Here is a 19,604-nt window from a genome sequence, read left to right as displayed (position 1 = left end):
GTCGAAGCAACGTGGCGGCGGGTGCTGGAGTCCTGTCTCTCACGAAGCACCGCCATCGGCGCCAGCGGAGGGACGGATTCATGTCGGTACGTACTGTTCGAGGCAGGGTCGTGGGAGTCGCGGTCGCCGCCGCTGTGGCAGGCACCGCGCTCGCCGGTCCGGCGGCAGCCGCTACCACCGGCCAGGGCCCCGGCCAGGGCCCCGGCCAGGGCGGTTCCGGAGGCCATACGGCAACCCAGGCCGCCATGGACGCCGATGTGAAGGCCGGTGTCCCCGGCGTGCTGGGCCGGGCCCAGGACCCGGACGGTGTCTGGTCCGGCTCCTCAGGGGTCGCCGACCTCGGCACCCAGCGCCCCCGACTGCCGCAGGACCGCTTCCGGATCGGCAGCATCACCAAGAGCTTCGTCGCCACCGTGCTGCTCCAGCTGGAGGCCGAGAAGAAGCTCAGCCTGGACGATCCGGTCGAAGAGTGGCTGCCGGGCGTGGTCCACGGACACGGCCACGACGGCAGCAGGATCACGATCCGCGGGCTCCTCAACCACACCAGCGGGATCTACAACTACACCGAGGACCCCGGATTCACCGAGAAGGTCTTCGGCAAGGGCTTCCTCGAGCACCGCTACGACACGTATACCCCGAGGCAGCTGGTGCGGATCGCGATGCGGCACCAGCCGTCCTTCGAACCCGGCACGGGCTGGAGCTACTCCAACACCAACTACGTCCTCGCCGGGATGATCGTGGAGAAGGCCACCGGCCGCTCCTATGCCGGCGAGATCCAGCGGCGCGTCATACGGCCGCTCGGGCTGCGCTCCACCACGCTCCCCGGTACGTCCGTGACCCCTCCCGGCCCGCACGGCCGGGCGTACTCCAAGCTCTACGACGAGTCCCCGGACGCCACGGTCCACGACGTGACCGACCTCAACCCCTCACTCGCCGGAGCGGCCGGCGAGATGATCTCCTCCGCGGGCGACCTCAACCGCTTCTACAGCTCGCTGTTGCGCGGCAGGCTCCTCCCGGACCGGCAGTTGAAGGAGATGCTCACCACCGTGCCGACCGGCGAGCCGGGCCTCGACGCGTACGGGCTGGGGATCAGTCCGATGAAGCTGTCCTGCGGTGTGAAGGTGTGGGGCCACGGCGGAGGCATCCACGGCTCGGGTTCCATGGCAGGTGCCACCCGGGACGGGCGGCACTCCGCCGCCTTCAACTTCAACGCCGACTGGGCGGGCGACAGCGTCGCCGTCCTCGAGGCGGAGTTCTGCGGCAAGCTCCCGGAGAAGGGCGGAGCGAAGCCCTGGCCCGAAGCCCCGGCGCGCCGAGCGGCGCAGCTGCGGTAGCCGTTGACGCGGCTGTCCGGCTGGGACGACCGCGAGGCGGCCGTCATCCGGGACGGCCACGTGGCAGCCGTCACCTGGGGATCACTACGAGATAGGCGGCCGGGTCCCGGTCACCCGCGGCCATCAGTGCCGTACGGACCACGGCCGCCTGCTGCTCCATCGCCTCATCGAGCTTCCGGGGCGTGGTGTGCACGACCGTGATGCCGAGCCGCTCCAGATGCTCCCGCTTGCGGGCACCCTCCGACCACACCGTGTTCTCGTCCTGCCGGGGGGTGCGGGCATCGATCTCCAGCGCAACGGAGTGGTCCGGCCAGTACGCGTCGACGCCGCCGAGGTCCGGGCCGCCGGGCAGCCGCAGCTCCACGTTCCACACCGGGTCGGGCAGGCCGTGGCTGCGCACCATGTCGTAGAGGCGGCCCTCCGCGATCGCCCGGCCCTCCGCGAGCAGTGTGTCCACGACATCGGCCACATGCGGCCGGGACAGCAGCCGGGCGCTGGTCAACTCCCTGACGACCGAGTTCGGTTCGCAGTGGCCGCCGCGTACGGCCTCGGTGAGCAGACGGCGAACGGCCGGGGCGTCGGAGAGCTGCTCCACGGTGTCGGCGAGGGCGCGCGGCACGGGGACGACCGGTACCCCGGTGATCTCCAGCGCTTCGGGCAGCTCATGGGCCCGGACGATGTGCACCAGTCCGGAGGAGCGCAGCCGGCGGCTGCGCGGGACCAGCACGTCGATGCGGTCGAGGGAGCGCAGCGGGGGAGCGGAGGAGAGCCGGTGCAGGGCGAGCGCCGCGGGCCCGGTGATCATTGCCTCGCTGCTCGGTCCGCCGGATGCGACGGGCCGTCCGGCGTAGAGCAGCGCCGCGTGCAGCCGCTCCTCACTGGTGGGCGGGCCCGGGTGCAGCAGATAGACGCCGGGGAGCAGCTGCTGCCAGCAGCCGCCGGGGCGGATGCGCTCGGCGATGTCCGCCGCGGTGGCGCCCAGCTCGCGTAGTTGACGAATCGTCAGGATACTTCGCTGGACGTCGGAGAGGTGGCGGACCGGGAGGGGCGAGAGCGGGGTGTTGTAGTTCATGACCCGCCGATTCCCGCCTCGGGTCCGCCTCCTAACCGCTGTTACAGGCCCGTCGACAAAGCCGGACATCATCGCCCTAAAGTACGGCAGTTCGATCGCCGATCGAGGATCCGCCGATTGGCGCATCAGTGCCGGTGGCGGGCCTGCCGGAGCTCCTCGGGCGGCGAGGTCACACGACAGCCGCCCCCGAGTGGGCCCCCGCGTCGCACTCCTGTGCGCGCAGAGCCCGCGCGAGGTCGTCGTGGGCCTCGAGGACCAGCCGGCGCAGCGCCGAGGGCGCGTCCGTGTGCGCGTCCAGCCAGGCCTCGGCCGACTCCAGAGTCCGCGGATCATCCTGGAGGCTCGGGAAGAGACCGCGGACGATTGCCATGGCGATCTCGATCGACCGCTCCTGCCACACCCGCTCGATCGCGGCGAAGTACCGGGGCGCGTACGGCGCGAGCAGCTCTCGCTGGTTCGGCTGTACGAAGCCCGCGATCGTCGCCTCGACCAGCGCGTTCGACAGCTTGTCGGACTCGACCACATCGGCCCACGCCTGTGCCTTCACCTCGGCTGACGGCCGCGCGGCGAGGCAGCGCACCTGGTGCCGCTTGCCGGAGGCCGTGTCGTCGCGGGTCAGCTCGGCGCCGATCACGGAGGCGTCGGCGACCCCGTGCGAGGCGAGCGGCTCCAGGAACGTCCAGCGCAGCTCCTGGTCCACGTCCAGGCCGTCGATCCTCGCGGTACCGTCCAGCAGCCCGCTCAGCAGCTGGAGATCGGCCGGGGTGATGGCGACCTGCGCGAAGAAGCGGGCCCACGCCAGCTGGTGGCCGCTGCCGGGTTCCGCGAGCCGCAGCTCCCGCAGTGCGCTCACCGAGAGCTCCCGGCCGCTCTCCTCGCGCCACTGCGGCGCGGCGTAGTGCACCAGCGCCGACTTGGCCCAGGAGTGCAGCATCTGCAGCACGCCGATGTCGCTCTCCTGGCCGGCGAAGCGCTGCACCAGGCCGAGGTAGTCGCGGGCGGGCATCAGCCCGTCGCGGGTGAGGTTCCACAGCGCGGACCAGCACAGGGCGCGGGCGAGCGGGTCGGTCAGATCGCCCAGATGCTTCCGCAGCGTGTCCAGCGAGACCTCGTCGAAACGGATCTTGCAGTACGTCAGGTCCTCGTCGTTGACCAGGATCAGCTCGGGCCGCTCGGCCCCGGCCAGCCCGGACACGACCGTACGGGGCCCGGCGACGTCCGCCTCGGCCCTGGCGTACCGCACCAGCGCGCCCTCGACGCCCTCCCGGCGGTAGAGCCCGACCGCGACGCGGTGCGGCCGCAGTGTGGCGTGGGAGGCAGGGGCCTCCTGGAGAACCGCCAGCTGGATGATCCGGCCCCGGGAGTCGTAGGTCGCCTGCGGGGTGAGGGAGTTGACGCCCGCGGTCTCCAGCCAGGCCTGCGACCACTCGGCCATATCGCGGCCCGAGGTCTCCTCGAGGACGTCCAGCAGATGCTCCAGCCGGGTGTTCCCGTAGGCGTGCCGCCGGAAGTAGCGCCGGGCGCCCTCCATGAACGCGTCGCGCCCGACGTAGGCGACGAGCTGCTTGAGGACCGAGGCGCCCTTGGCGTACGTGATGCCGTCGAAGTTGAGCTTGGCGTCCTCCAGGTCCTGGATGTCGGCCGTGACCGGGTGGGTGGACGGCAGCTGGTCGGCGCGGTAGGCCCAGGCCTTGCGGCGGTTGGCGAAGGTGATCCAGCCGTCCATGAAGCGGGTCGCCTCGACCAGCGACAGCGCTCCCATGAAGTCGGCGAACGACTCCTTCAGCCACAGGTCGTCCCACCACTCCATGGTGACGAGGTCGCCGAACCACATGTGCGCCATCTCGTGCAGGATGACGTTCGCCCGGTGCTCGTAACTGGTCCGGGTGACCTTGCTGCGGAAGACGAACTCCTCCCGGAAGGTCACACAGCCCGGGTTCTCCATCGCGCCGATGTTGTACTCCGGCACGAATGCCTGGTCGTACTTCCCGAACGGGTACGGGTAGTCGAAGTGTTCGTGGAAGAAGTCCAGGCCCTGCTTGGTGACGGTGAAGATGTCGTCCGCGTCGAAGTGCTTGGCCAGCGACCTGCGGCAGAGCGCGCCCAGCGGGATCTCCAGAACCGAACTGTCGGCGAGCGTACGGCTGTAGCGGTCCCGCACATAGTGGTACGGGCCCGCGACGACTGCCGTGATGTACGTCGAGATGGGCTGCGTGGGTACGAACTGCCAGGTCAGCGCCCCCGGCCCGGCGGCTTCCGGCGCGCCCTCGGCCGCGCTGTTGCTCAGCACCGTCCAGTCGGCGGGCGCGGTCACCGAGAAGGTGAACGGCGCCTTGAGGTCCGGCTGTTCGAAGTTGGCGAAGACACGGCGGGCGTCGGCCGGCTCGTACTGGGTGTAGAGGTAGACCTCCCCGTCCTCGGGATCGGCGAACCGGTGCAGCCCCTCGCCGGTCCGGCTGTACGCGCACTGCGCGTCCACCGTGAGGACGTTCTCCGCGCGGAGCCCCTCGAGCGCGATCCGTGCCCCGTCGAACACGGCCGCCGGGTCCAGCTCCCGCCCGTTGAGCACCACTGAGGTCACGGACGGCGCGATGAGGTCGGCGAAGGTGGCGGCGCCCGGTTCCGAGCAGCGGAACCGGATCGTGGTGGTCGACCGGAACGTGCGCGGCTTCTCCTCGCCGGAGCGGCCCGCCGCTGAGCCGGTGCCCGCGCCCGAACCTGTCCCCGCGCCCCCCTCCGCACCCGTTCCGACCGCCGAGCGCAGGTCCAGCGCCACCTCGTACCCGTCCACGGACAGCAGCCCGGCCCGCTCGCGGGCCTCGTCACGGGTCAGGTTCTCACCGGGCACGACGGCTCCTTTGCCTCGTCCTGTCTCACATCCGGGACGATCGCCATAGTGTCACGCTGCGCTGACAGCGGGCATTCGGGAATGGCCACGGTGCCGCCCGGTGTTTGTCCCGGAGGACCCACTGACCACGCGTGCCCGAGGAGACCCTGTGACCGCACCCGAGAAGACCCCCGTCGACTTCTGGTTCGACCCGCTGTGCCCCTGGGCGTGGATCACCTCGCGCTGGATGCTCGAAGTGGAGAAGGTGCGCCCGGTCGAGGTCCGCTGGCATGTGATGAGCCTGGCGGTGCTCAACGAGCCGAAGATCGACGAGCTCCCGGAGGAGTACCGGGAGATGCTGGCCACCACCGCGTGGGGCCCGGTGCGCGTCGCCATAGCGGCCGAGCAGAAGTTCGGCAGTGAGGTGCTCGGCCCGCTCTACACCGCCCTGGGCACCCGCTTCCACAACCGCGGCGAGGGCCCCACCCACGAGGCCGTCGTCGCCGCCCTGGAGGACGCCGGGCTCCCTGCCGACCTCGCGGACTTCGCCGGATCGGACGAGTACGACACCGAGCTGCGCGCCTCCCACCGGGAGGGCATCGAGCTGGTGGGCCAGGACGTCGGAACCCCGGTGATCGCGGTGCCCGACGCCGACGGTGGGCGGGTGGCGTTCTTCGGCCCGGTCGTCACCCCGGCCCCGAAGGGCGAGGCCGCGGCCAGGCTCTGGGACGGCACGCTGCTCGTCGCGTCCACGCCCGGCTTCTACGAGATCAAGCGCACCCGTACCCAGGGGCCGGTCTTCGACTGAGGCCCGTAGAGCCGGAAGGCCCCCGCGCGACTCTCACGTGCGGGGGCCTTCCGTTTTCCGCCTGCCGGTGAAGGTTGAGAAGACGATCACGCGAGCAGGAGGCTCCTGGGGGAGACAGGGCCCTGTCGGGCCCGGAGCGCAGGGCCGAGCCGGACCCGGAGCGCAGACCAAAGCCGGGGGACCCGGAGCACAGGCCCAGGGGGCCGGGCGCACGGGGGACCAGGAGTGTGGCTCAGGGGGCGAGGAGCAGCCCGGTGGCCTTCTCCTTTGCCCTCTTGTAACGGTCGTTCACGTCCTGCCAGTTGACGACCCGCCACATGGCCTCGACGAAGTCCACTTTCTGATTGCGGTACTGCAGGTAGAAGGCGTGCTCCCAGGCGTCGAACACCAGGATCGGGATGCTGCCCTGGCCGACGTTGCCCTGGTGGTCGTAGACCTGCTCGACGATGAGCCGGCCGCTCAGCGGCTCGTACGCCAGCACGCCCCAGCCGGAGCCCTGGGTGGTGGCCGAGGCCTTGGAGAGCTGGGCCTTGAAGCGCTCGAAGGAGCCGAAGTGCTCCGCGATGGCGTCGGCGAGCTCGCCGGTGCCGTCCTTCTCCAGCGGCTCGCCGCCGCCGTCACCGGTCATGTTCTGCCAGTAGATGCTGTGCAGGATGTGCCCCGACAGATGGAAGGCCAGGTTCTTCTCGAGTCCGTTGATCGAGCCCCACTGGTCCTTGGCGCGGGCTTCCTCCAGCTGGTCGAGGGTGTCGTTCGCGCCCTTGACGTACGCCGCGTGGTGCTTGTCGTGGTGCAGCTCGATGATCTCCCCGCTGATGACCGGCGCGAGCGCGGAGTAGTCGTACGGGAGCTCAGGAAGTGTGTAGATGGCCATGCCCAACGCCCTTCGACAACGCTTATTGCAACTCACTTGCAAGTGCATATTACCAGCATGAAGATCTACCGCCAGGTCAGGGCGGGGGCACGCCGGTCAAAAGACCGAGGCGGGGCGGGCCCTCGGATGGAGGACCCGCCCCGCCTCGTCGGCGTGGTGAAGGCGTTCAGCCGGTGCGGGACTTCGACCGCTGCCGGACGTACCCGACGCCGGCCAGCACCACCGTCAGCCCGGCCGTGAAGAACAGCTGTGTCCGCGTTTCGCCCTCACGCAGCATCAGCAGCAGCACCGCGGCCACGCCCGCCAGCGCCACCCACGTCAGATACGGGAACGCCCACATCCGCACCGTCAGCTTGTCCGGCTCCTCGCGCTCCAGCCGCCGCCGCATCCGCAGCTGCGCCACGGCGATGAAGCCCCAGACCACCAGCACCGCCGCGCCGACCATGTTCAGCAGCCACTTGAAGACCGTCTCGGGCCACCAGTAGCTCAGCAGCACCGCGAAGAAGCCGAAGGCGGAGGAGGCGAGGACGGCGTGGCGCGGGACGCCGCCGGTCACCTTGCCCAGGACCCGGGGCCCCTCGCCGCGGGCGACCAGGGAGTACGCCATGCGCGAGGCGCCGTAGATGTTGGCGTTCATGGCGGACAGCAGGGCGACGAGCACCACGATGTTCATGATCTGCCCGGCCGCCGGAATGTCCAGGAAGTCGAGCACGGCGACGTACGGGCCGTCGGACACGACGGACTTGGCGTCCCACGGGATCAGCGTGACGATCACCAGCATGGAGCCGACGTAGAAGAGGGCGATCCGCCACATCGCGGTCCGTACGGCCTTCGCGACGCCCTTGCGCGGGTCCTCGGACTCGGCGGCCGCGATGGTCACCGTCTCCAGGCCGCCGTAGGCGAACACCGAGGCGAGCAGACCGACGACGAGGCCGTTCACCCCATTCGGCAGGAAGCCGCCGTCACCGGTGAGGTTGGTGGCGCCCGGGGCGTCCGTGCCCGGCAGGACGCCCAGGACGGCCAGCGTGCCCAGCACCAGGAAGATCGCGATCGCCGCGATCTTCAGCGCTGCGAACCAGAACTCGAACTCGCCGAAGTTGCTCACCGCGGCCAGGTTCGTACCGCAGAACAGCGCCATGAACAGGGCGACCCACATCCATGACTCCGTGCCGGGCAGCCAGCTGGTCATGATTCCGGCCGCGCCGATCGCCTCGGCCGCGATGCCCACACAGAGCAGCGTCCAGAACATCCAGCCGGCCGTGAAGCCCGCCCACGGTCCGATCGCCCGCTCCGCGTGCACGGAGAAGGAGCCGGACGCCGGATTGGCCGCCGACATCTCGCCGAGCATCCGCATCACGAACAGGACCAACAGGCCGGAGGCCGCGTACGCGAGCACGATGGACGGTCCGGCTGCCGCGATGCCGGCGCCGGAGCCGATGAAGAGGCCGGCGCCGATCACGCCACCGAGGGCGATCATTGACAGATGGCGCTGCTTGAGACCGTGGGAGAGCGGACTGTCGCTCCCCGGGGTCCCGTCGGCCTCGTCGCGCGCGGGCGCGGAAGACACAGATGTCCGATTCATGGGGCAATATGTCCAGTACGTGAGAACGTCGGCGGGCTGCCTCAGTGTGGAGGTACGTACCGGTCACAGCAACATCGTGTCCACAATCGACCGGTATCCGGACGCCGTCGTGACGTTCCGCAGCTGTCGCATCGTCAGGACGCGCGTATCCGCCTCTCCTCGGTCCACGCACGGCCCGCGCCGCTTTGGCCGGACCGCACAGTCCGTGTGACCGGCGGCACGCCCGAAGAGTCATGTCCCGCGCGATGTCCCGGCCACCCAGCCCCACGTGACGAGCTCACGAGACCTGCCCGAACGGCCAATGCCGGGACTCCCTTGCCGTGACCGGCTGTTGTCCGGAACTCACCAAGCAGCTGTTCACGCCTTTGTCGCATACGCACGGCGATCGGGCGCTGACTCCTGGGCTAACGTCACCCTGACCCGTCCAACCCTCTCCCGCGGAGCCCCTGATGAGCACTGCCGCCGTCACCAGCCGCCCCGGTACGGTCCTCGCCGACCTGCTGCCGGCCTCCACCGTGACCCGCGCCCGCCTGCGCGATGCCGCCCTGGTCGTCGGTGGCGCAGCGCTCACCGGCCTCGCCGCGCAGCTCTCCGTCCCGGTCCCGGGCTCCCCGGTGCCTGTCACGGGTCAGACCTTCGCCGCACTGCTGGTGGGCGCCTCGCTCGGCGCCGGCCGCGGCTTCTTCTCCCTCGCGCTCTACACCCTCGCGGGGATGGCAGGGATGCCGTGGTTCGCGGACGGCGCCGGTTCTCCTTCCTTCGGCTACGTCCTCGGGATGCTGCTCGCCGCCACCGTCGTCGGCGCGCTGGCCCGCCGCGGCGGCGACCGCGGCGTACTGCGCACCGCGGGCACGATGGTCCTCGGGTCGGCCATCATCTACGCGGTCGGCGTGCCGTATCTGGCGCTCGCCGCGCATCTCTCGTTCGGTGAGGCGGTCGCAGCGGGGCTCGTTCCGTTCCTGATCGGTGACGCGGTCAAGGCCGCTCTCGCGATGGGCGCGCTGCCCGCCGCCTGGAAGCTCGCGGGCAGGCGCGGCTGACACGCGCTCGCTCGTCTCCCGTACGCGGTGTTCCCCGTACGCGGCTGCTTCGCGTACGACCTGTTCCCCCGCACGTGCTGTTCCCCGTACGCGAAAAGCAAGGGCCGGACCCCGCACCCGTTGAACGGGGGTGCGGGCTCCGGCCCTTCTCACTTGGCAGTTACGCGTCGACGGCGACGGCTGCGTTCTTGCGGCGCCGGTCGCGTACCGCGCCGATGGCCACCACGATCACCGCCACCAGCGTCGACAGGAGCACCTGATCGCGCCCGGCGTCGTCGGTGAGCATGTAGACGAGGACGAACGAGATCATTCCGGCCGTCGCCCACGTGAGGTAGGGGAAGAGCCACATCCGCACGACGAGCTTCTCCGGGCTCTCGCGCAGGATGATGCCCCGCATCCTCAGCTGGGTGAGGCAGATGACCAGCCAGACGAACAGCGCAACCGCGCCCGAGGAGTTCAGCAGGAACTGGAAGACGGTGTCCTTCCAGATGTAGTTGAAGAACACCGCGACGAAGCCGAAGGCGACCGACGCGAGAATCGCGGTCCGCGGGACGCCGCGGGCGTTCGTCCGCGCGAAGGAGGCCGGCGCATCGCCGCGACGGCCGAGCGAGAAGGCCATCCGGGAAGCGGTGTAGAGACCGGAGTTGAGGCAGGAGAGCACGGCCGTCAGCACGATGACGTTCATGATCTGGCCGGCGTGCGGAATACCGATCGTGTTGAGCGCGGCGACGTAGGAGCCGTCCTTGACGATCGACTTGGCGTCCCACGGGAGCAGGGCGACGACGACGAAGATCGAGCCCAGGTAGAACACGCCGATCCGCCAGATCACGCTGTTGGTGGCCTTGGTGACCGCGCGCCGCGGGTCCTCGGACTCACCGGCGGCGAGGGTGACGATCTCGCTGCCCATGAAGGAGAAGACGACCATCAGCACGCCGGTGAGGATCGAACCGACGCCGTTGGGCAGGAATCCGCCCTGTTCGGTGAGATTCGCCAGTCCGGGCGCCCCGGAGTCGGAACCGGGCAGCAGACCGAAGACCGCGAGACCGCCGATGATGACGAAGGCGGCGATGGCGACGACCTTGATCCCGGCGAACCAGAACTCGAACTCGCCGTAGGAGCTGACCGAGGCGAGGTTGGTCGCGGTCAGCACGACCATCACGATCAGGGCCCAGGCCCACTGCGGTACGGCCGGCATCCACCCTTCGAGGATCACGGCACCCGCGGTCGCTTCGACCGCCAGCACCACCACCCAGAAGAACCAGTACAGCCAGCCGATCGAGAACCCGGCCCAACGGCCGAGCGCACGGTCGGCGTACGCGGAGAAGGAGCCGGAGGTCGGGTTGGCCGCGGCCATCTCCCCGAGCATCCGCATCACGAAGACCACCATCGCGCCGACGAGCGCGTACGACAGCAGGATGCCGGGGCCTGTGGCGGCGATGCCGGACGCGGAGCCGACGAACAGCCCGGCGCCGATGACGCCGCCGATCGCGATCATGGAGAGGTGGCGGTTCTTCAGTCCGGCCTTGAGGCCGTCGTCGGGTGACTCGCCGGGGCCGGGGGCCCCGGGGGTGGCGGCCACTGTTGTGGTCGTCGGTTGCGCGCTCATATGCACGATCCTTAGCTCTCGGTTCACGAGCCCGGCCAGTGAATCGCAGGAGAAGGAGAAGGAAAACCTTTGATTCCGGATCGTTGTATTTGAGCTTCCCTTGAGATGTGCGCACAGCACCCGGGACGACTACCCGAGCAGGGGCATGCCACACTCGGACCATGCGCGTGTACCTCGGCTCTGATCATGCCGGTTTCGAACTCAAGAACCACCTCGTCGAGTGGCTGAAGGCCCATGGCCACGAGCCCGTCGACTGTGGCCCGCACATCTACGACGCCCAGGACGACTATCCGCCGTTCTGTCTGCGCGCGGCCGAGAGGACCGCGGCCGACCCCGAGAGCCTCGGCATCGTGATCGGCGGCTCCGGAAACGGTGAGCAGATCGCCGCCAACAAGGTCAAGGGCGTACGTGCCGCGCTGGCGTGGAGTGAGCAGACGGCCACCCTCGGCCGCGAGCACAACGACGCCAACGTGATCAGCATCGGCGGGCGGATGCACACCCAGGACGAGGCGACGCGGTTCGTCGAGGCCTTCCTGAGCACCCCCTACTCGGGCGAGGAGCGGCACACCCGCCGCATCGAGATGCTCAGCGCGTACGAGACGACGGGTGAGCTCCCGCCGATCCCCACCCACCACCCGCAGCCGTAGCCTGCCACCGGCGGCGGCAGGGCTGCGCCGGACCCCGCCCGGGTAGCCGGGCGGGTATCGCGCGGCGGCTCTGCGGGCCCCACAGCCCCGCTGGGTCCACGCGGCGGTTGCGGCGGCGATCCCGGCTCGCGAAGCGCCTGGCGGCCGTACTCGCCCGGCGGCAGCGCCGGACGGCCGGCTGCCACCCACTCCGGAGGAGAACCCGTGCCCGAGGGGCATACGATCCATCGCCTCGCGGCGGACTGCCTGGAGCGTTTCGCCGGCCGCCAGGTCCGGGTCAGCAGCCCGCAGGGCAGGTTCACCGATGCCGCGGCCCTGCTGGACGGCCGGGTGTTGAGCGGTGCCGAAGCCCACGGCAAGCACCTGTTCCTCGGCTTCGAGGCCGTGGGCTGGGTCCACATCCACCTGGGCCTGTACGGCAAGGTCGGCTTCGGCGCGCCACCGGTGCCGGCGCCCGTGGGCCAGGTCCGGCTCAGGCTCGTCGGCGGTACCACCAACGGCGACCACTACGCGGATCTGCGCGGGCCGACGACCTGCGAGCTGATCACCCCGGCCGGCAAGCAGGCCGTACACGAGCGGCTGGGGCCGGACCCGCTGCGGCGTGCCGATGACGGCGAGGCCGCCTGGGCCCGCATCTCGCGCAGCCGTACGTCGGTCGCCGCCCTGCTCATGGACCAGAAGGTCGTGGCGGGCGTCGGCAACGTCTACCGCGCCGAGGTCCTTTTCCGGCACGGCATCGACCCGTACCGCGCGGGCAAGGACCTGACCCGCTCGGAGTGGGACGCGGTCTGGTCCGACCTGGCCGCCCTGATGCGTGAGGGCGTACGGAACAACCGGATCGACACCGTCCGCCCCGAGCACACGCCCGAGGCGATGGGCCGCCCGCCGCGGGACGACGACCACGGCGGCGAGGTCTACGTCTACCGCAGGGCTCACCAGCCCTGCCACATCTGTGGCGGCGAGGTCCGCACCGCCGGCCTCGCCGCCCGCAATCTCTTCTGGTGCCCGTCCTGCCAGCGGGCCTAGGCCTGCCCGGGAAATCCCGCCGTCAGAAGCCGTGTGGCAGCCAGGGGGCGACATCACTGCGGAACGCCACCGATGCCTCCGTCAGCGTGCCCTGCCGCAGCTCCCGCACCCGGCCCGCGGCCGCCAGCGCCGACAGCGCTGTCCCGCCCAAGTAGGCCGCGCCCAGCTCCCGTACGGAAAGCTCCAGGTCGGCGGCGTCCTCCGTACGCCGGCAGGAAGCGCCCTTGGTGTCACCGGTCAGCCGCCACCGGCCCTCGTTCCATGGGCAGAAGGCGTCCGTGACCTCGAACACCACCTCCACCGGTGTCGCGTACGTACGGGCCTCCAGCGCCGCGCCCACATCCACCAGCCGCGCGTACAGCGAGTCCCGGACGCTGATCCGGCAGCGTCGCGGGTCGGAGACCAGGTGCAGCACCGGGTCGTCGACCGGCCTGTTGCGCGTTTCGATCGTCGAGGTCAGGTCGAGGTCGAAGAGGAACCGCCACAGCGCGGCGTATGCCGCCGGGTCGAGCGCCTCGATGTCGCGCAGCACGACCGTGCCCTTCGGCCCGGCCGGCTCCCACTCCGGTTTGATCGCGTACAGCGCGAAGCCGACGGTCTCCCCGTCCCGCTCGGCGAGCACGCACTGCAGCGGCGAGGCACCCGCCCGCTCGCTCGCGGGGTCGAGCACCGGCAGCCGCTCCCAGCGGGGGAGCCTGGCGAGCATTCCGGGGCGGGCGGTCACGCGCCGGGCATAGACCGCCTCACACGCGTCGCGGACGTCCTCGGGTGCGGCGAGCCGGAGCCGTACGTCATCCGTGCCGTCCGGAACCGTCAGCCGGACCCGACTTGTGTCGACCTCCGCGACGAGTTGCTCGGTGGCGGCGCCGTAACCGAACCGCCCGTAGATCTCCGGCTCCGAGGCGGTCAGTACGGCGAGCGGCTCGCCCCGAGTGCGCACATCGTCCAGCTGCCGCCGCATCATCGAACGCAGCACGCCCCGCCGCCGGTGCGTCGCCAGCACGCTGACCATCGTGACCCCGGCCACAGGCACCAGCGCACCGCCCGGCACGGACAGCCGAAAACTGAAGGCCCCGGCCGTGCCGACGCAATCGTCACCGTCCCAGGCGCCGATCGAGCGCTCCACTTCGGTGAGATCGCGCCAAAGCTCACGCCCCTCCGGGGCCTCGCTCACCCCGCCGAAGGCCAGTTCCAGCCTGCCGAACCACTCGTCCCACTCAGCCGGCCGCAGAACGCGCAACTCCGTCGTCATGAGCAATCCCTATCAGCGCGTTCCCGTCCATGCGAGCGTATTTCTCGTACGGATGTCCGCACTCGTCGGGCCGGTGGCCGGATGCGAGGGACGCCCGGCGTGCCGTGAATCGACGCGCCGCTGAACGGGTGGATAGGGTCCCGGTGCAATGGCACGCGCCGCGGGAGCAGAGACCGTCACGGCCCGGATGCGAAAGAGGTCGCACCGGGCCCGCATCGGCATGCGCAAAGCCGGGGTCGATTACTTCCGCGGCGACGCCTCCGACTGGCTCGCCCTGGTCGCCCTGCTGCTCGCCGTCCCGGCCATCGCCGCGGCGACGATCGGCACGCCCGACTGGTGTCCGCCCGCCGCACTCGTACTCCCCGTCATCCTCGGCGGACTGCTGCTGCGGCCCGCCAGCCTGCTGATGCTGTACGGCGCATCGGCCGCGGCCCTGATCACCGAGGCGGCCGTGCTCGGCCCGTACAGCCAAGGGACCTCGCGGGTCACCCCGGGCACGATCCTGTTGGTCGGTGTGGTCGGCTTCGTGGGACTGATCATCGCTCAGTTCCGCAGCCGCGTAGGGGTGCCGTGGCGTCGCGGCGGCACCATGCTCTTCGACCTGCGCGAGCGGATCCGGGTGCAGAGCAAGCTGCCCAGGCTGCCGATTGGCTGGCACCGGGAAATGGCGCTCCGCCCCGCGGGCGGGCAGTCCTTCTCGGGCGACTTCGTCGTCGCGGCCCGCACGAACGGCGGCAGGACGCTCGAGGTCGTCCTCACCGACGTCTCCGGCAAGGGCATGGACGCGGCTTCCCGCGCGCTGCTCCTCTCCGGCGCCTTCGGCGGGCTGCTCGGCTCCCTGCCGCCGCACGAGTTCCTCCGCGCCGCCAACGGCTATCTGCTCCGCCAGGACTGGGACGAGGGCTTCGCGACGTCCGTCCACCTCGCCCTCGACCTGGACAGCGGCGACTACGAACTGCTGTCCGCCGGACATCTCCCGGCTCTCCAGCTGAGCGCGGGGACGGGACGGTGGGAGGAGAAGGCCGCGGAGGGACCCCTGCTCGGGGTGTACGACGGCGCGCAGTTCGACCCGACGAAGGGCACGCTGCGCCCCGGCGACGTGCTGATGCTGTTCACGGACGGGCTGGTCGAGTCCTCCGAGCGGGAGTTGACCGACGGCATGGACCGGCTCACGGGCGAGGCCGACCGCTATGTCGCCTCCGGCTTCGTGGGCGCGGCCTGGCATCTGATCGAGGCGGTCGCCAAGGACGTCAACGACGACCGTGCGCTGCTGCTCATCTGCCGGGAGTAGTGCTCCGGCGACCGGCCCCGGCCCCGGCCACGGCGCGGCTCCCGGCGCGCGGACGAGGCGGATTCCGCGGGCCCCGAGCCGAATCGCTCCCGCCCTGCGCCGAATCGCTCCCGCCCTGCGCACCAGGGCCGCGGAACGCACTACGGTAGGCACTCGGCGAGACGCCGAGCGCCGTCTGCAGATGCTGCCGCAGTGAGGCCGCCGTACCGAAGCCCGCGTCCGCCGCGATCCGGTCCACCGGGTGGTCGGTCTTCTCCAGCAGTTGCAGGGCGCGTTCGATACGCCGCTGGGTCAGCCACTGCACCGGGGTGATCCCGACCTCCTCCCGGAACCGCCGCGAGAAGGTCCGCAGGCTCATCGACTCCTGCGCCGCCAACTCGCGCAGGGAGAGCGGCCGGTCGAGATGTGCCAGCGCCCAAGCGCGGGCCGTGCCGGTGGAGGAGGACCGCGGCTCGGCGACGGGCCGTTGGATGAACTGGGCCTGCCCGCCCTCGCGGTGCGGCGGGACGACCGTCCGGCGTGCGACATCGCCCGCGACCGCCGCGCCGTGATCGCCCCGGATCATGTGGAGGCACAGGTCGATACCGGCGGCTTCGCCGGCCGAGGTGAGGACGTCGCCCTCGTCGGCGTAGAGGACGTCCGGATCGAGATCGACGGCCGGGTACAACTCCCGGAAGTGTTCGGAGGACTTCCAGTGCGTCGTCGCCCGGCGGCCGTCGAGCAGTCCGGCCGCCGCCAGTACGAAGGCGCCGGTGCAGATCGAGGCGATCCGGGCGCCGGGTGGGACGAGTGCGAACGCGTCGGCGAGCGCGGCGGGAAGGAGTCCGTCGGTCATCGACTCGTCGTCCTCGTGGGAGGCCGGGACGATCACGGTGTCGGCTTCACCCAGGGCCTGCGGACCGTGCGCGACGTGGATGGGGAAGTCGGCGTCCGTGCGGACCAGACCGGGGACGAGGGCGCAGGTCACGACCTCGTACAGCGGCTCGCCCGCGGCCGACTCGGCCTGGCCGAACAGCTGGTGCACGATGCCCAGTTCCATCGGCAGCAGACCGTGGCGGACAAGGACCGCGACCCGGTGCCGGCCGGAGTGCGTGAAAGCGATCATGGCACGATTCTTTCACATCATGGCTATCTGGCCACTCGTCCCGCGAGTGCCGCTCCCACAGGGTCGTATGCGTGACGCAGACAACCGATCCAGAGCATCAGCCGCCGCCGATGGTCGCACCGCCGGGCCATGTCCGGGAGGGTGCACCACTCCGGGAGAGTGCACCGCCGGGCCGTGCCCGGGAGGGGACACCCGCTGTCCGCGCACCCCGGGTGCACCGCGCCTGGTGGGTCGCCGCCGTCGCCTCGCTCGCGATCATCAGCGCAGGCGCCTTCACCACCATGTCGGGGCTGCTGGTCTCCCCGCTGCACCAGGAGTTCCACTGGTCACGCGGCACGATCGGCTTCGCGGCCTCGGTGAACATGGCGCTCTACGGGCTGACCGCGCCCTTCGCCGCCGCGCTGATGGACCGCCTCGGAATCCGCCGCGTCGTCGTCGGCGCGTTGCTGACCATCGCCGCGGGCGCCGCGCTGACCACGGTGATGACCCAGGCCTGGCAGCTGACCCTCTACTGGGGCGTTCTCGTCGGCCTGGGCTGCGGCTCCGTGGCGATGGCATTCGCCGCGACCGTCTCGGGCCGCTGGTTCGCCCGCCGCCGCGGCCTGGTCGCCGGCTTCCTCACCGCGGCGGGCGTCTTCGGGCAGTTCGTCTTCCTGCCCCTGCTCTCGTGGATCGTCGACCGCTACGCGTGGCGCCCGGCGGCGGTGACACCGGCGCTGGCTGCCCTGGTCGTGGTGCCGTTCGTCCTGCTCCTACTGCGCGACCATCCCGCGGACATCGGCCTGAAGGCTTACGGGGCCGAGCAGTTCACACCGAAGCCCGCCCCGCTGCCGGGTGCCGCGCGGCGCACGCTACGGGTGCTGCGGGAGGCGGCCGGGACACTCCCGTTCTGGCTGCTGGCGGGCACCTTCGCGATCTGTGGCGCCTCGACGAACGGCGTCATGTGGACCGCCTTCGCCCCTGCCGCCCACGACCACGGAATGCCGGTGACGGTCGCGGCCTCGCTGCTCGCGATGATCGGCGTCTTCAATGTGGTGGGCACGATCGCCTCGGGCTGGCTCACCGACCGCTTCGACGCCAGGCGGCTGCTCGCCGTGTACTACGCGCTGCGCGGGATCTCGCTGATGTCCGTGCCGCTGCTGCTGGCAGCGACCGTCCAGCCGTCGATGATCACCTTCATCGTCATCTTCGGGCTTCTCGACGTGGCCACCGTGCCGCCGACGATCGCACTGTGCCGGGAGTTCCACGGCGAGGACAGTGCCATCGTCTTCGGCTGGGTGAGCGCCGCGCACCAGGTGGGTGCCGCGCTGGTGGCGTTCCTCGGCGGCGTGGCACGGGATGCCTTCGGCTCGTACGACATGCTCTGGTTCGCCGCGGGTGCCCTCTGCGCCCCGGCGGCTCTGATGGCACTGATGGTGCGCTCCCGGAAGTCAGGATCCGTCTGACGCTGTGGCCGGGTCTCAACGGAAACGATCGCCAACTGTCCTGTCCTGCGAGGGTGTTGTGATGTGTTTCACGCCCGGAGCCCGCCTCTGCCGGGGACGGGTTCCCCCACCCACCGCGTACGGCCCTCTACGACGTACGGCCCCGGAGCTCGCTCCGGGGCCGTACGTGTGCGTCGAGCGAGCCGGGTGGTTCAGCCGGTCGGTGCCTTCTTGCGGTCGCGGGCCAGTTCCGCCGCGTCCTTCTTGAAGGCCCACTCCATCTTCGGCTCCATGGCGAAGCGGAACATCCGCTGTACCGGTGGCGTGCACAGCACCGTCACCAGAGAGGCCGCGAAGAGGGTGACAGCGATCGCCCCCGCCGGCGTATTCACCCAGTCGTAGGTGTCGAACCAGCCCCAGAAGCGGGAGCCCTTGGCGAGGAATCCGTGCAGCAGGTAGCCGTACAGTGTTCCGGCGCCGAGGATCGTGAACCACATCCTCCGCCTGGGCACCCACGCGAAGAAGCAGGCGACGAGCACCATCGAACAGCCGAAGAGGGCGAGAGTCATCACGATCCCGCTCCACCAGGGGCCGGTCAGCTCCTGGGCGCTGTCGCGGTGGTAGAACCACGCCGAGGACATCCTGGGCGCCGCCCAGTAGGCCACGACGCTCGCGACGGCGAAGATCGGCACGGAGAGGATCCGGACCTCACGGCGCCGCACCATCTGGAAGTGCTCCGGCTTCATGAACAGTCCGGCCACGAAGAACGGCAGGAACTGCAGTACGCGCTGCAGGTCGAGGTCGTCGCCGATGTCCGGGGAGACCGAGGCGAGCGCGGCGATCGCCAGCGAGAGCGGTATCGGCCAGCGGACGAGCTTCCACAGCGGAGTGGTCAGCCGCCAGATGAAGAGCGCGGCCAGGAACCACGTCAGGTACCAGGGATCGAGCAGGCTGATCGGATGCCCCGGATCGTCGTCCGCGTACCGTTTGAAGATGCTGTACGTGACCTCGAACAGGACGTACGGCACGGCGATTCCGGTCACCAGGCGCTTGAGCCGGTCCGGCCGCATGTCGAAGCTGCGCGAGAAGTAGCCGGAAATGAGGATGAACGCCGGCATGTGGAAGCCGTACACGACCATGTAGAGCGCTTCGGCGGTCCGGCTGCCGTCGGTGAGCGGCTCCCAGCCGTGGCCACAGGCGACCAGCACGATGGCGAGGTATTTGGCGTTGTCGAAGAAGGAGTCGCGCTGCTTCAGCTTCTCGGGTCCGGCCGTGGCGGTGGAGCGTGTACGGCGGTCCGCGGCGTCGCCGTCTGCGGAACGCGGACCGGTGTCGGTGGCCGTCGCTTCCCGAGCCGGGGGGAGCGGGGACCGCTGATAGCCGTGCGGGCGCAACGTGTTCGTCACAGGCCCTCCCACCATGAACTGGGCGAGACGATCCTGGACCCCACTGCGTGTGCGGGGGTCATGGCAGCGTGGAACATCTGAGGCACCATAGCGTCGGAAGGCGGAATCCGTAAAACCTTCATGCACCACTTCTACGAATCAAACGTCTACCCGGTTCACATGAAGTAAACGGGGTGGTCGGCTGGTTGGGCGCGATGAGATCAAGTGCCCGTTCTGTCATGGCTCATCCTGCTTAAATGGTGCATATGCCCCGCAGGAGGCCCAGGTGAAATGTCCGATTCATTGACCCTTTGTCATCCCGGCACTCGGC

General features: G+C 70.3%; 15 protein-coding genes. 7 read left to right on the top strand and 8 right to left on the bottom strand.

The features are described from left to right. Positions 1–80: 80 nt before the first annotated feature. The gene (locus tag ABZW18_RS01550) at positions 81–1,334 is read left to right on the top strand and encodes a serine hydrolase domain-containing protein (protein WP_356180455.1); all 1,254 of its coding nucleotides are present in this window, start codon (positions 81–83) and stop codon (positions 1,332–1,334) included. Between the two features lie 70 nt (positions 1,335–1,404). On the opposite strand, the gene ABZW18_RS01545 is transcribed toward ABZW18_RS01550, so the two are convergent. Together ABZW18_RS01545 and pepN are read right to left on the bottom strand one after the other, a co-directional pair. Beyond that, positions 1,405–2,406: a hypothetical protein gene (locus ABZW18_RS01545; protein WP_356180452.1), complete on the bottom strand. Its 1,002-nt coding sequence runs from the start codon at positions 2,404–2,406 to the stop codon at positions 1,405–1,407. A gap of 169 nt (positions 2,407–2,575) precedes the next feature. Continuing rightward, a complete protein-coding gene (pepN, locus tag ABZW18_RS01540; protein WP_356180450.1) occupies positions 2,576–5,254 on the bottom strand; it encodes an aminopeptidase N in 2,679 nt (892 codons plus the stop codon). A gap of 148 nt (positions 5,255–5,402) precedes the next feature. On the opposite strand from pepN, the gene ABZW18_RS01535 reads away from it, so the two are divergent. Continuing rightward, positions 5,403–6,041, top strand: coding sequence for a DsbA family protein (locus ABZW18_RS01535; RefSeq protein WP_356180447.1), 639 nt, complete (start codon positions 5,403–5,405; stop codon positions 6,039–6,041). Between the two features lie 232 nt (positions 6,042–6,273). Here ABZW18_RS01535 and ABZW18_RS01530 read toward each other — a convergent pair whose 3' ends face one another. Continuing rightward, positions 6,274–6,915 (bottom strand): superoxide dismutase, encoded by a 642-nt coding sequence (locus ABZW18_RS01530; protein ID WP_356180444.1) that lies wholly within the window; start codon positions 6,913–6,915, stop codon positions 6,274–6,276. Between the two features lie 166 nt (positions 6,916–7,081). Next, the gene (locus ABZW18_RS01525) at positions 7,082–8,497 is read right to left on the bottom strand and encodes an amino acid permease (RefSeq protein ID WP_356180442.1); all 1,416 of its coding nucleotides are present in this window, start codon (positions 8,495–8,497) and stop codon (positions 7,082–7,084) included. Between the two features lie 449 nt (positions 8,498–8,946). On the opposite strand from ABZW18_RS01525, the gene ABZW18_RS01520 reads away from it, so the two are divergent. Continuing rightward, positions 8,947–9,537, top strand: a complete 591-nt coding sequence (locus ABZW18_RS01520; protein WP_356180439.1) for a biotin transporter BioY — start codon at positions 8,947–8,949, stop codon at positions 9,535–9,537. A 160-nt stretch (positions 9,538–9,697) separates the two neighbouring features. On the opposite strand, the gene ABZW18_RS01515 is transcribed toward ABZW18_RS01520, so the two are convergent. Beyond that, positions 9,698–11,143, bottom strand: a complete 1,446-nt coding sequence (locus ABZW18_RS01515) for an amino acid permease (RefSeq protein ID WP_356180436.1) — start codon at positions 11,141–11,143, stop codon at positions 9,698–9,700. 161 nt (positions 11,144–11,304) lie between these two features. On the opposite strand from ABZW18_RS01515, the gene ABZW18_RS01510 reads away from it, so the two are divergent. Both ABZW18_RS01510 and ABZW18_RS01505 read left to right on the top strand, forming a co-directional pair. Beyond that, a complete protein-coding gene (locus ABZW18_RS01510) occupies positions 11,305–11,790 on the top strand; it encodes a ribose-5-phosphate isomerase (RefSeq protein ID WP_356180433.1) in 486 nt (161 codons plus the stop codon). Positions 11,791–11,994: 204 nt separating this feature from the next. Further along, positions 11,995–12,816, top strand: coding sequence for a DNA-formamidopyrimidine glycosylase family protein (locus ABZW18_RS01505; protein ID WP_356180430.1), 822 nt, complete (start codon positions 11,995–11,997; stop codon positions 12,814–12,816). A 22-nt stretch (positions 12,817–12,838) separates the two neighbouring features. Here ABZW18_RS01505 and ABZW18_RS01500 read toward each other — a convergent pair whose 3' ends face one another. Continuing rightward, positions 12,839–14,068: a GNAT family N-acetyltransferase gene (locus ABZW18_RS01500; RefSeq protein ID WP_356180427.1), complete on the bottom strand. Its 1,230-nt coding sequence runs from the start codon at positions 14,066–14,068 to the stop codon at positions 12,839–12,841. A 148-nt stretch (positions 14,069–14,216) separates the two neighbouring features. Here ABZW18_RS01500 and ABZW18_RS01495 point away from each other — a divergent pair, with 148 nt between their 5' ends. Then, positions 14,217–15,359, top strand: coding sequence for a PP2C family protein-serine/threonine phosphatase (locus ABZW18_RS01495; RefSeq protein WP_356180425.1), 1,143 nt, complete (start codon positions 14,217–14,219; stop codon positions 15,357–15,359). Here ABZW18_RS01495 and ABZW18_RS01490 read toward each other — a convergent pair. Continuing rightward, on the bottom strand, positions 15,343–16,464 hold the full coding sequence (locus ABZW18_RS01490; protein WP_356180422.1) for a helix-turn-helix domain-containing protein: 1,122 nt from the start codon (positions 16,462–16,464) through the stop codon (positions 15,343–15,345). The two genes, ABZW18_RS01495 and ABZW18_RS01490, sit on opposite strands and share 17 nt — an antisense overlap. 71 nt (positions 16,465–16,535) lie before the next feature. Between ABZW18_RS01490 and ABZW18_RS01485 the strand changes: the two genes are divergently transcribed. After that, a complete protein-coding gene (locus tag ABZW18_RS01485) occupies positions 16,536–17,909 on the top strand; it encodes an MFS transporter (protein WP_356180419.1) in 1,374 nt (457 codons plus the stop codon). Between the two features lie 191 nt (positions 17,910–18,100). On the opposite strand, the gene ABZW18_RS01480 is transcribed toward ABZW18_RS01485, so the two are convergent. Further along, a complete protein-coding gene (locus tag ABZW18_RS01480; protein ID WP_356180416.1) occupies positions 18,101–19,294 on the bottom strand; it encodes an acyltransferase family protein in 1,194 nt (397 codons plus the stop codon). Positions 19,295–19,604 lie beyond the last annotated feature (310 nt).

The organism is Streptomyces sp. NPDC004647, from assembly GCF_040609575.1.
Taxonomy (GTDB): domain Bacteria; phylum Actinomycetota; class Actinomycetes; order Streptomycetales; family Streptomycetaceae; genus Streptomyces.
Note: the sequence above shows the minus strand (reverse complement) of the source record. Positions and strands in the feature narration are given on the sequence as shown.

Excerpts from the sequence above, each read along its gene's own strand:
- ABZW18_RS01490 (WP_356180422.1), bottom strand. The coding sequence starts at position 16,464 with ATGATCGCTTTCACGCACTCCGGCCGGCACCGGGTCGCGGTCCTTGTC.
- ABZW18_RS01530 (WP_356180444.1), bottom strand. The coding sequence starts at position 6,915 with ATGGCCATCTACACACTTCCTGAGCTCCCGTACGACTACTCCGCGCTC.
- ABZW18_RS01550 (WP_356180455.1), top strand. The coding sequence starts at position 81 with ATGTCGGTACGTACTGTTCGAGGCAGGGTCGTGGGAGTCGCGGTCGCC.
- ABZW18_RS01495 (WP_356180425.1), top strand. The coding sequence starts at position 14,217 with ATGGCACGCGCCGCGGGAGCAGAGACCGTCACGGCCCGGATGCGAAAG.
- ABZW18_RS01525 (WP_356180442.1), bottom strand. The coding sequence starts at position 8,497 with ATGAATCGGACATCTGTGTCTTCCGCGCCCGCGCGCGACGAGGCCGAC.
- ABZW18_RS01515 (WP_356180436.1), bottom strand. The coding sequence starts at position 11,143 with ATGAGCGCGCAACCGACGACCACAACAGTGGCCGCCACCCCCGGGGCC.
- ABZW18_RS01510 (WP_356180433.1), top strand. The coding sequence starts at position 11,305 with ATGCGCGTGTACCTCGGCTCTGATCATGCCGGTTTCGAACTCAAGAAC.
- ABZW18_RS01545 (WP_356180452.1), bottom strand. The coding sequence starts at position 2,406 with ATGAACTACAACACCCCGCTCTCGCCCCTCCCGGTCCGCCACCTCTCC.
- ABZW18_RS01520 (WP_356180439.1), top strand. The coding sequence starts at position 8,947 with ATGAGCACTGCCGCCGTCACCAGCCGCCCCGGTACGGTCCTCGCCGAC.
- ABZW18_RS01500 (WP_356180427.1), bottom strand. The coding sequence starts at position 14,068 with ATGACGACGGAGTTGCGCGTTCTGCGGCCGGCTGAGTGGGACGAGTGG.